Consider the following 11,193-nt stretch of genomic DNA (forward strand, 5'->3'; position numbering starts at 1 on the left):
CCAGCCGGCGCTTGACCCCATCGTGGCACCTCCATCGCGGCAGCGTCGCGAAGTTCGGACCGCGCTCGACCGCGTGAGCGGCGAGCGCGGTCCGCGCCGACTAGTGGGCGATCAGGCTGGAGATGCCCTTGCCCGCCGGGCTGGACCAGCCCGACCCCATGTGCTTGGACAACGCGCCACCTGCCGCCTTGCCGCCGATCTTGTCGTAGTCGACACCGGGGTCGCCGTCGGTGACCTGGCGGATAAACTCGCCACCCCCCGCGCCGTACGCCGCGGTCCCGGTCTTGATGCCGAACGACGACGTGTGCCCGGCGGCCGTGCCGAACCCTCGGTACAACCCGCCGGTGAACCTGTGGTTGCTGGCGACATCGTCGAAGTGGCTGACGATGTTGCCCTTCACTCCCTTGGCGATCTCGTCTCCGCGGGCGCCGATGTGGGCAGTGAACGTGCCGGCGGCAGCACCGCCGAACGCCTTGCCCGACAGTGGGTCGGCGCCGCCGGCCACCTGGTAGGAGTAGCCCTCGGCCGCGCCCAGCGCGACCTTCGTCTTCGTGCCGGCCTTCCCGATCACCGCCACCTTCTCGGCGTTCTTCATGAACATGCCGGCCTTGCCGATGAAGACCCCCTTGCTGGCGATGAAACCGGCCCCGCCGAAGGCGCCGGACACGAGGGACTGCTTGTAGTTCACGCTCCCGGTGGTGGCCTTCTGGATCAGCACGTCCGTGCCGAAGGACGTCAGCATCGCGCCTGCCGGCCCACCGACGCCGGTGGCCATCAGCGCCACACCGGCGACCGTGGCGACGCCGCCGACGACCCAGTCCTTGTTGCGGTACCACCACGAGCCCTTCGCGGCCTCCTTGAGGTCCGCCTCGGACACGGGCTTGAGCCCGGTCGGGTCGAGGGCGTGCATCGGGTCGTTGCCCGCGTAGGAGTACGGGTTGCCCGACCACCCCGCTCCGGTCACCGGGTCGAGAGGGTCGACCGAGAGGAAACCACGCGTCGAGGCGTCGTACACCCGAGCGCCGAGCCACTCCAGGTCGCCGAGCCTCAGCTCGCCGGCCGCGGTCACGCCGATCCCGTCGGGCAGCCCGAGGAGCGTGGGTACGGCCGCCCCCGCGGCGGACCAGGGATCGGTGCCGTACGTGCGCGAGGTGCGCCAGCCCGGTGCGCTCCACTGCTCGCCGATTCCCGTCAGTCCGCCTGTGGTGACCACCGGGGTGGCCCCGATCTGGACCAGCGCGGGGGCATAGGTGTCGGCCGCGTCCCAGAACACCGGCACGTCGTCGACCGACGAGAGCCGACCCGAGGCGTCCACGTGCAGACGGATGCGGTTCGAGGTCCCACCGGACTCGTCGAGCACGGACTCCAACGAGCCCGTCGGCGCCCACCCGAGAACCCGGACCCGTCCGTCGGCGTACTCGGTGCGCACTCGGCGCCCGGCCTCGTCGTAGGAGTGCCTGGTCATTCCCTCGGCGCCCGCGACGGACACGAGCTGGCTCGCCGCGTCGTAGGAGAACTCCCGGTCGCCCGAGGCCGAGGACTCCGCGACCACCCGGCCGGCGGCGTCGTAGCGCCACCGGATCGGCGCGTCGCCGGTCTGCGACGCGATCAGCTGCCGGGCGGCGTCGTAGTCGAACGTCGTCGCCTCGCCGCCACGGTCGACGCGTAGGATCCGGCCCTCGTCGTCGCGGTCCACGACGGTGCGCACCGCCCCGTCCACGTCAGTCACGCTGTGCCCGACGACGAAGCCGTCGGCGTACTCCCAGGACTGGATCAGCGCGCCCGCCGTCGCCGCGACGACCCGACCCTGCGCGTCGTGCTCGAAGCTCGCGCGGCCCAGCAGGGGGTGCTCGACCGCACGCAGCCAGCCGGAGACGTCGTCCCAGCGGTAGTCGACGCTGCTGCCGTCGGCCAGGGTCATCGACGTACGGCGCCCCGCGGCGTCGTACTCCCACGCCTGGCTCACGCCGTCCCTCGTCTCCCGGACGAGCTGGCCCCGCCGGTTCCACTGCGAGCTCAGCGCGACCACGCGACCGTCGTCGCGGGTGCTGTCGGTCGTCTCGACCGACCGACCCCTCGGGTCCCAGGTGTGCGTCGCGATCGTGCGCCCGTCGATGCGGGCCTCGACCACCCGGTCGGCGTCGTCGTAGACCCACTCCGTACGACGCCCCGACGCGTCCTCCTGCCAGACCTGGCGACCACCCGCGTCGTAGCCGGCTCGGAACGTCCGCCCGAGCGGGTCGGTCTCGGCGATGCAGCGGTCCATCGAGTCGAACTCACGACGCGTCACGTTGCCCAGCGGGTCGGTGATCGTGGTGGCGCGGCCGAGCGCGTCGTAGTCGTAGCGGGTGACGCCGCCGTTGCCGTTGGTCGCAGCGGCCAGCTGGCCGGCCGCGTCGTAGGTGAACCGGCGAAGCCCAGTGGCGGTGTCGTGCGCCTCGACGACTCGACCGGCCGGGTCGTAGCGCACCCGAGTGCCCCCGACACCGGGGGTCCAGCTGGAGACGACCCGACCGCAGGCGTCGTACGCGGTGCGGCCGACCTCACCCGTCGGGTACGTGCACCGCACCGGCAGGCTGTCGGCGTCGTACTCGATGGTGGTGCGGTTGCCGGCCGGGTCGACCACGGCGCTGCGGCGACCGCAGACGTCGTACTCGTAGCGCGTGACCAGGCCCGTCGGGTCGGTGACGGCGACGGCTCGTCCCGCGGCGTCACGCTCGATCCGGGTCAGACCGCCCTCGCCGTCCAGGAGCTCGACCGCGCGGCCGCAGCGGTCGTAGGTCGCCAGCTCGACAGCCCCTTCGACGTCCTCGGAGATCGGCCGTCCGAGCGGGTCGAAACGCTGTGTCACCGTGCCGGAGGCATCGGTCGTGACGACCGTGCCCGCGGCCTCGTCGGTGACGGTCGTGCTCTGCCGGCCCAGCGGGTCGGTCGTCGAGACGACGTCCGTGACGGAGTTCCAGGTCTGGCTCCAGGTGAGACCCTCGGGCGACGAGACGGACGTCAGACGAGACAGCGCGTCGTAGGCGTAGCGCCAGGTGCTGCCGTCCGGGAGCTCGACCGAGGACAGGTTGCCGAGGTCGTCGAGGTGCCGCGTGGTGGCCCGCCCGAGCTCGTCGACGAAGCGCCGCCCCTCGCCGTCGGCGCCGTACTCGATGCCGCTGCGCGCGCCGGTCGGGTCGACGACGGCACTCAGGCGGCCGCCGACGGTGTGCTCGTAGCGCCACACCGCGCCGTCCGGGTCGCAGCGCTCCTCCAGGCCGGCGGGTCCGTGGACGTAGGTGGTGCGGTGACCGCTCGGGGTGCTCGAGGCGACGATGCGACCGCGCTCGTCGTACTCGAGGCGTGCGGTGTCGCCCGCGGAGCTCGTCGTCGCGACGAGGTTGCCCTGCTCGTCGTGGTCGAAGGCGAGCGCGACGCCCGTCGGGTCGCTGAGGCGGACGAGGTAGCCGTTCACCCACTGCAGCCGGGTCTCCCCACCCTCGGGGTCGACCACGAGGGAGGGCTGCCGGTCGTGGTTGTCGTAGGAGAAGACCGTCTCGGCGCCGTCCTCCGTGGTGGCCCGGACCAGGCGGTCCTGGGCGTCGTACTCGAAGGACATGTCCGACCCCGAGGGCGTGACCTCACGCACCACGTGACCGCGATCGTCGAACTCGCGGACGAGAGCGGAACCATCGCGCTCGGTGACCACCACCTCGTTGCCGTGCTCGTCGTACGCCCGCGACTGGCGGTCGCCGTCGGAGTCGACGAGGCCGATCAGGCGGCCCCGACCGTCGTGGATCCAGGTGTTGGCCCGGGTGCCGTCGACGTCGGCGACCTCCGTGACGTGGCCGGGGAGGTAGGTGTAGCGGCTGACCCGCCCGTGCGGCGAGCGCTGCGTGGTGACGCGAGCCTCGTCGTCGTAGGTGTTCTCGACCTCGACCACGCCGTCGGCGTCGACGACGGCCTCGACGAGGCCTGCGTCGTTCCAGCGGTACGTCCGCGTGCCCAGGTCGCCCGTGACGGCGACGAGGCGGTCGTCCTCGTAGGAGTAGGTCACGGTGCGGCCGTCGGAGCCCTCGGCGGCGACGACGCGCTCACCGTCCCAGACCAGGGCGATCGAGCGGCCCCGCTCGTGGTCGAGACGCACCAGTCGCCCGTCCTCGTGGGAGAGGCTCACCATCGTGCCGACGCCTCGGTCGTGCGACAGGGGCACACCGGACGTCGTGAAGCGCCAGGTGCCGCCGTCGTTGTCGGTCAGCCGCAGCTCGCCCGCCTGCTCGTCACGAGCCAACCACAGCGACTCGCCCAACGCGCGGTCCCACCCGCCGCCGAGCCTCGGGAACTCCGAGGCGCGGCCGTCGGGATGGGTGAACGTCGCCGACTCGTCGCCGAACGTCAGCCGCACCTCCGGCCAGCTCACCCAGCCGGTGCCGAACGCTCCCGCCGCCGAGACGAACGAGTTGTACATCCGGGTCAGCGTCAGCTCGCTGGCGGCACCCGGGAACACGAGGTCGGTCTCGGGCTCGACGAAGTTGCCGGTCGCGGCGTTGACCGGGTCGTCGGAGTACCCGGTCGTCGGGGCGATGCCCATCAGCATCGGCGACGTCGCCGGGATGTCCTTGCGCGAGGCAGGAACTCCTGCGGCGTTGAGCGACTGCTGGAGCGCCGCGTTGGAGACCGTCACCATGCCGCCCGAGCCGCCCGCCTCCTCGAAGGCGCCGGCCACGGTGTTGACCCAGGTCTTGTCCTGCTGGTTGTACTGGTTGTAGGTCCGGAAGGCGTTGTAGACGCTCGTCCCGTCGATCTTGGTCGTCTCGCCCGTGCCCCAGTCGAAGCCGTTGGTGAAGTCGTCGTTGAGACCGCTCAGGGTCCCCGGCTTCCCGTGCAGGGACTCGATCTGGCCGCTGACCCCGGTCACGAAGTCGCGCAGCTTGTCCGGCCGCGCCGACGACGTGCCGCCGCCCCCACCACCGCCACCGCCCGGCGGAGGAGTCTCGCGGTCCTTGGCGTTGGCGGAGACGACGGCCGGCGGCGGCGGGGACTTGGGGCCGTCGTTGGGCGGTGGTTCGTCACCGCCGAAGTCGCTCCACGTGATCTCGCTCTTGTCCTTGTCGTGCCGCTTCTTCCACTCCCGCGCGGCCTTGCGACGAGCGTTCTCCTCCGGCACGATCGAGACGAGGTAACGGACCGCCTTCGCGACGTCGCCGAGCGCAGTGGCGATCTCGTGACCGTCGGTGTTGGCCTGGGTCTGGTTCTGCTGGAACAGCTCGGAGAAGCGACCCTCGAAGTCCTGCATCGCCGTGGTCGTCGCCGAGCTCCGACCCGTGCACTGGGTCCGGATCGTCGAGGCGGCGTTCTCGCACCCCGTGGCCAGCGCGTTCGCCGCGCCCATGTCGATCTTGACGTCGGGCAGTCCCGCCCAGTCGCTGGTGTCCACCATGGAGAGTCCTCGTCTCGCTTGTCGCCGCTGTTGATGGCCTGCTCGGCCCGCACGTCCACCCCGCTCCCCCGCGCCACGTACTCGGGCGCGGGGAACCGGAGAAGTCGTACGGAACGACTCAGGAACCGCCGCCGGCGGACATGATGTTCTGCGAGATCTGGTCCAGCTGGGTACGCAGCTCCTCCAGCTCCTGCTTCGCCTTGTCCAGCGCCGAGCGGGTCTCCGGCCACGTCGAGGACCGGAACTTCTCCGCCAGCGGCCCGTCCCACACGTTCGGGTCCGACAGCGTCTTGCCCTGCGCGTCCATCTGCGTGATCTGGTCGGTGAACCCACCGGTGATCAGCGTCCGCAGCTGCTGGATGGCCGTCTTGGCCTCCGGGGTCGACAGCACACGAGTCATGGGATGAAACCTCCTCCACGCCCCGCAGGGCGAATCTGGTTGAACGTCTGTGGGGGCATCCTGCCCAGTGACGAACCATTTGAAACCTGTTCGGCCGAAAAAGATCCGAACGGTTCTCGTGGGCGACCACGACCCGGGCTCGCCACGTCTCCAGCGCAGGCGCGGCAGCCCGGGCACGTCTCAGCCGAACATCTCCGTCGAGCGGAGCCGCTTGAGGATCTTCAGCCGCTCACGGGTCTGCGGCCACCGGTCCGCCGCGAACCGGCGCTGCAGGTCGGGCAGCACCTCGCCGAGGAGTGCGGCGTAGCCGTCGTCGAGGACCGCAGAGCGCTCCCGCTCACCGGTGTAGAGCCGACGGACCAGGTCGATCGGGAACCACTCGTCCCCGCCGTCGGCACGTCGCTGCAGATCCAGCAGCAGCTGGCTGCGGTCCTGGACGATCCGGATCCGCAGGTCGCCGCCCTCGACGACGAGGGCGCCGTCGCCGCCGTTGTGGTCGGTGACCTCGGAGCGCACCAGCTGGAACCCGCCGTCCCACAAGTAGCTCATGTGCTCGACGACGAAGGCGTCGATGCGGTTAACCACGTCACCCCGGGCACGATGCGGTCGCCGTGCGCGATCCGGTCATCGAGGACGTGCTGGTCGTACTCCCACGGATCCTTCCCACTCGGCGCGATGTCGTCCCACCGGCCGCCCATGAGGCATAGCCTGCACCTCGCGACCGACCGTGGCGAGGTCGTCGTACCAGCCCTGTCGCGCAGCCCACGCACCCGGAGGCGAGTACGTCCATGACCGAGCGCGACGAGGTCGAGGTCTGGCCGCTGTGGGGGCGGATCCTGTTCCTCACCGTCGTCGCGCTGGTCCTGGTCGCAGCGCTCGTCGCAGCGATCGGCGGCGGCTTCCGGCTGACGTGGGGCGCTGTGCGGATCTACGTCGCCGCCGCGATTCTCCCGGGTCTGCTGGTGCTCGGCGTCGTCGAGGTGCTCCGCCGCCACTCGTTGCACCTGTCCTCGCAGCTCGGCGAGGCGCTGAGCGCCCTGGCCCAGGAGACGGCCGGCGAGGCGCAGCTGCGGGGGGTGTCCACCGGCGCCGCTCGCGCGCGCGACCAGCTCGACCGCGGCGACTACCGCGCAGCGCTCGCCACGATCACGAACCTCGAGGAGCAGGCCGAGCGCACCGGCGATCCCGCCCTCGCGTCCCGTGCGGAGTCGCTCGGCAGGGACGCCTCCCGTCTGCGCCGCTCGCTCGCCGCGATGGAGCGCCAGGGGCGCTGAAGACTGCAGACGGCCCCGGGGGCCGCTGGGAACGCCTCGGAGGTCCTACCCTCGCAGGATGACCCGCACCGACGCCGCGCCGTCCGGACCACCTCGTGCGGCGGTCGTCGTCACCGGGACCGAGGTGCTGACCGGTCGCGTCACCGACCGCAACGGCCCGTTCCTGGCCGAGCGCCTGCGCCAGCTCGGGGTCGACGTCGGCCGGGTGGTCGTGGTCGGTGACCGACGCGACGACCTGGCGTCGGCGCTGTCGTACCTCCTCGACGAGCACGACCTGGTGATCACCTCCGGCGGGCTCGGTCCGACTGCCGACGACCTGACCGTCGAGGTCGTCGCCGCCGTGCAGGGACGCGTCGTACGCCACGACGAGGCGCTCGAGCAGCGCATCCGGGACCGGGTCGCCGGCATCGTCCGGCGGCGCGGCTGGAGCACGCCGACCGCGGTGCTCGAGGTAGGGACCCGCAAGCAGGCGATGGTGCCCGAGGGTGCCCACGTGCTCGAGCCGGTGGGGACCGCGCCCGGTGTCGTGGTCACCCCCGCGTCCGGCGAGGGAACGCCCGTCGTGGTGCTGCCCGGGCCGCCCGGCGAGCTGCAGCCGATGTGGGCCGCCGCCGAGGCCGACGACCTGGTGCGCGCCGTCCTCGACCGCGGCCGCGAGATCCGGCAGGGCACGGTACGCATCTGGGGGCCGCCCGAGGCCGAGCTCGCGGCGCTGCTGCGCGACCTCCAGGAGGAGACGGGTAGCCCGCTGGACGAGCAGGGTCTCGAGATCACCACCTGCCTGCGCAAGGGGGAGCTGGAGGTGGTCACCCGGTACGCACCGGCGGCCTCGCCGGCGTACGAGCGGCTCGTCGCCGCCCTGCACGACCGGTTCGGCGACCAGGTCTTCGCCGACGACGCCCGGTCCGTCGACGACGTGGTCGCCGAGGCGCTGCTCGCCCGGGGCGAGACGGTCGCGACCGCCGAGTCGTGCACCGCGGGCATGCTGGCCGCCCGGTTCGCGGACCGGCCGGGGTCGTCCGCGTACCTCCTGGGCGGGCTGGTCACGTACGCCAACCAGGCCAAGGTCGACCTCGCCGGCGTGCCGCAGCAGCTGCTGGACAGCGTGGGCGCGGTCAGCGCAGAGGTGGCCGAGGCGATGGCCGTCGGCGCACGCGAGCGGGTGGGCTCGACGTACGGCATCGGCGTGACCGGCGTCGCCGGACCCGACGGCGGGACGGCCGGGAAGCCGGTCGGCCTGGTCCACGTGTGCCTGGCCGGGCCGTCAGGGACCCGGCCCGTGGAGCTGCACCTGGGCGGGCCGCGCGACGAGATCCGGCTGCGGACGACCATCGCCGCCCTGCACCTGCTGCGGCGCGAGCTGGAGGACTGAGCCGACCGGTCACACTCCCGTCACCCGCCGCTCGCCGCGAGGTGGGAAACTGGTGCCATGGCGAAGACCAAGCCGACCCCGACCACCGTCGTCCTGTTCGGCGCGACCGGCGACCTGTCCCGGCGCAAGCTGCTGCCCGGCATGCTGCACCTGTTCGAGACCGGGCTGGTCTCCGAGCTGCAGGTGGTCGGCACCTCGCTGGAGGAGTTCGACCGCGACAGCTTCGTGAAGTTCGCCCAGGAGGCGGTGGAGGAGTTCGGCGACGCCTCCGACCGCAAGGCGTGGGACGAGTTCGCCCCCCGGCTGCACTGGGCTCCGAGCAGCGGCGCCGCCGATCTCCGCAAGGCGGTCGACGAGGTCGAGGAGGAGACGGGTACGGCCGGCAAGGCACGCCGGCTGCACTACCTGAGCGTGCCGCCCAAGGCCGCGCTCCCCGTCGTGCACGAGCTCGACCAGGCCGGGCTGGTGGAGAACAGCCGGATCATCATGGAGAAGCCGTTCGGCACCGACCTCACCTCGGCCGTCGAGCTGAACGCCCAGCTGCACGAGGTGTTCGACGAGGAGCAGATCTTCCGGATCGACCACTTCCTCGGCAAGGAGGCGGCCCAGAACATCCTCGCCTTCCGCTTCGCCAACGGGCTGTTCGAGCCGATCTGGCACCGCAACCACATCGACCACATCCAGATCGACGTGCCCGAGGAGCTGGGCCTCGAGACGCGGGCGAAGTTCTACGAGTCGACCGGCGCGTTCCGCGACATGGTCGTCACCCACCTCTTCCAGGTGATGGCGTTCACCGCGATGGAGCCGCCGACCTCGCTGAGTCCCGAGGCGATCACGGAGGAGAAGAACAAGGTCTTCCGCTCCCTGCAGCCGATCCAGCCCGAGGACGTCGTGCGCGGCCAGTACGTCGGCTACAAGGGCATCGAGGGAGTCGACCCGGAGTCCGACACCGAGACCTTCATCGCGCTGCGCTGCTACATCGACAACTGGCGCTGGGCCGGGGTGCCGTTCTACCTGCGGACCGGCAAGGAGATGGCCGAGGGCGCACGGATCATCTCCATCGCCTTCAAGGAGCCGCCGCGGTCGATGTTCCCCCGAGGGTCCGGCGTCGGCGACCACGGCCCCGACCACCTGACCTTCGACCTCGCCGACCGGGCGAAGATGTCGCTGTCGTTCTACGGCAAGAAGCCCGGTCCGGGCATGAAGCTGGACAAGCTGTCGATGCAGTTCGCGATGCAGGACACCGGCTGGGCGGGCGCGGTGCTGGAGGCGTACGAGCGGCTCATCTACGACGCCATCCGCGGCGACCGCACGCTGTTCACCTCGGCCCAGGGCATCGAGCGGCTCTGGGAGGCCTCGACGCCGCTGCTGGAGAACCCGCCGGTCGTACGCCCGTACCCGAAGGGCTCCTGGGGCCCGAACCAGATGCACCAGCTGATCGCGCCCGCCACCTGGCGGCTGCCGTTCGAGCGCACCTGGCGCGACCCCGACGCGAACGGCTCCTAGCGGAATACGCGCAGAGGTGAGTCGTTGCGCCTGACATGGCTTCTGAGATCCCCGACCTGACCCTGAACAACGGCAGCACCATCCCGCAGCTCGGCTTCGGGGTCTTCCAGGTCCCTCCGGAGGACACCGCCGAGGTGACCGCGAAGGCGCTGGAGGTCGGCTACCGGCACATCGACACCGCCGAGATGTACGGCAACGAAAAGGGCGTCGGTGAGGCGATCCGCGCCAGCGGCATCCCGCGTGACGAGATCTTCGTGACCAGCAAGCTCAACAACGGCTTCCACGAGCCCGACGCGGCGCGGCGGGCGTTCGACCAGACGCTGGCCGACCTCGACATCGGGCACGTCGACCTGTTCCTCATGCACTGGCCGCTGCCGACCCGCTACGGCGGTGACTTCGTCGCGACCTGGCAGACGATGACGGAGTTCACCGGCGACGGCCGCGCTCGCGCCGTCGGCGTGTCGAACTTCCAGCCCGACCACCTCCAGCGCATCGCCGAGGAGACGGGCGTGCTCCCCGCGGTCAACCAAATCGAGGTGCACCCGTACTTCGCCAACGAGGCGGCCCGGAAGGCCAGCACCGACGCCAGCGTGCTGGTCGAGGCCTGGTCGCCGATCGCGCAGGGTGGGGTGCTGAAGGACCCGGCCATCACGCAGATCGCCGAGCGCGTCGGCAAGTCCCCGGCGCAGGTGGTGCTCCGCTGGCACCTCCAGCGCGGAGACGTCATCTTCCCCAAGTCGACGCACGAGGAGCGGATGCGGGAGAACATCGACCTCTTCGACGTCGAGCTGAGCGCGGACGACATGGCCGCGCTCGACGCGCTGGACAAGGGCGAGGAGGGCCGGACCGGCCCGAACCCGGACACGTTCGACTACATCCCCGACTGAGTCCTCCAAGTCGCCGAGGGCCGGACCACCGTCACGGTGGTCCGGCCCTCGCTGCGTCAGATCGCCGCCGGCTCGCCCGTCGCCGCGGCGATGTTGTTGTGCTGCACGCGGATGTCGTCGCGACCCTCGTGCAGCGCCTGCTGCAGCCGGTCGAAGCTGGGCTTGAACTCCTCCCACGCCGTGCGGAACTTCTCCGAGTTCGCGCCCTTCCACACCGTCTGGTGCAGATGGGCGTCGCCCTTGGACTTCATCTCCGACGCCTGGTCACCGAGCTCTCCCAGCCCGCGGTGCAGCGTGCGCAGCGTCTCCAGGTCGCCACCGACCTCAGCCAT

8 protein-coding genes are annotated in these 11,193 nt (G+C 71.3%); 4 read left to right on the top strand and 4 right to left on the bottom strand.

The genetic code is table 11. The features are described from left to right. Window positions 1-100: 100 nt before the first annotated feature. From IEX42_RS09190 to IEX42_RS09200, 3 genes are all read right to left on the bottom strand, one after another. Window positions 101-5,422, bottom strand: coding sequence for a DUF6531 domain-containing protein (locus tag IEX42_RS09190; protein ID WP_188779501.1), 5,322 nt, complete (start codon window positions 5,420-5,422; stop codon window positions 101-103). 118 nt (window positions 5,423-5,540) lie between these two features. After that, the gene (locus IEX42_RS09195; RefSeq protein WP_188779502.1) at window positions 5,541-5,822 is read right to left on the bottom strand and encodes a pyrophosphorylase; all 282 of its coding nucleotides are present in this window, start codon (window positions 5,820-5,822) and stop codon (window positions 5,541-5,543) included. A gap of 180 nt (window positions 5,823-6,002) precedes the next feature. Continuing rightward, window positions 6,003-6,407 (bottom strand): hypothetical protein, encoded by a 405-nt coding sequence (locus tag IEX42_RS09200; protein ID WP_188779503.1) that lies wholly within the window; start codon window positions 6,405-6,407, stop codon window positions 6,003-6,005. A 203-nt stretch (window positions 6,408-6,610) separates the two neighbouring features. Here IEX42_RS09200 and IEX42_RS09205 point away from each other — a divergent pair, with 203 nt between their 5' ends. Genes IEX42_RS09205 through IEX42_RS09220 form a run of 4 tightly spaced genes read left to right on the top strand, consistent with a single transcriptional unit; the run spans window position 6,611 to window position 10,861 of the window. Further along, the gene (locus IEX42_RS09205) at window positions 6,611-7,096 is read left to right on the top strand and encodes a hypothetical protein (protein WP_188779504.1); all 486 of its coding nucleotides are present in this window, start codon (window positions 6,611-6,613) and stop codon (window positions 7,094-7,096) included. A gap of 58 nt (window positions 7,097-7,154) precedes the next feature. Next, entirely contained in the window at window positions 7,155-8,468 is a 1,314-nt protein-coding gene (locus tag IEX42_RS09210) for a competence/damage-inducible protein A (RefSeq protein ID WP_188779505.1), read from the top strand. Window positions 8,469-8,525: 57 nt separating this feature from the next. Next, window positions 8,526-9,974, top strand: a complete 1,449-nt coding sequence (gene zwf / locus IEX42_RS09215; RefSeq protein ID WP_188779506.1) for a glucose-6-phosphate dehydrogenase — start codon at window positions 8,526-8,528, stop codon at window positions 9,972-9,974. A 35-nt stretch (window positions 9,975-10,009) separates the two neighbouring features. Further along, a complete protein-coding gene (locus IEX42_RS09220; RefSeq protein WP_188779507.1) occupies window positions 10,010-10,861 on the top strand; it encodes an aldo/keto reductase in 852 nt (283 codons plus the stop codon). A gap of 56 nt (window positions 10,862-10,917) precedes the next feature. Here the strand turns inward: IEX42_RS09220 and IEX42_RS09225 are convergent, their stop codons facing one another. Next, window positions 10,918-11,193, bottom strand: a complete 276-nt coding sequence (locus IEX42_RS09225) for a WXG100 family type VII secretion target (RefSeq protein ID WP_188779508.1) — start codon at window positions 11,191-11,193, stop codon at window positions 10,918-10,920.

Origin of the sequence: Marmoricola endophyticus, from assembly GCF_014644415.1 — a bacterium.
In the GTDB taxonomy this organism is placed as follows: domain Bacteria; phylum Actinomycetota; class Actinomycetes; order Propionibacteriales; family Nocardioidaceae; genus Marmoricola; species Marmoricola endophyticus.

Excerpts from the sequence above, each read along its gene's own strand:
- IEX42_RS09190 (WP_188779501.1), bottom strand. The coding sequence starts at position 5,422 with ATGGTGGACACCAGCGACTGGGCGGGACTGCCCGACGTCAAGATCGAC.
- IEX42_RS09195 (WP_188779502.1), bottom strand. The coding sequence starts at position 5,822 with ATGACTCGTGTGCTGTCGACCCCGGAGGCCAAGACGGCCATCCAGCAG.
- IEX42_RS09205 (WP_188779504.1), top strand. The coding sequence starts at position 6,611 with ATGACCGAGCGCGACGAGGTCGAGGTCTGGCCGCTGTGGGGGCGGATC.
- IEX42_RS09210 (WP_188779505.1), top strand. The coding sequence starts at position 7,155 with ATGACCCGCACCGACGCCGCGCCGTCCGGACCACCTCGTGCGGCGGTC.
- zwf (WP_188779506.1), top strand. The coding sequence starts at position 8,526 with ATGGCGAAGACCAAGCCGACCCCGACCACCGTCGTCCTGTTCGGCGCG.
- IEX42_RS09220 (WP_188779507.1), top strand. The coding sequence starts at position 10,010 with ATGGCTTCTGAGATCCCCGACCTGACCCTGAACAACGGCAGCACCATC.
- IEX42_RS09225 (WP_188779508.1), bottom strand. The coding sequence starts at position 11,193 with ATGGCTGAGGTCGGTGGCGACCTGGAGACGCTGCGCACGCTGCACCGC.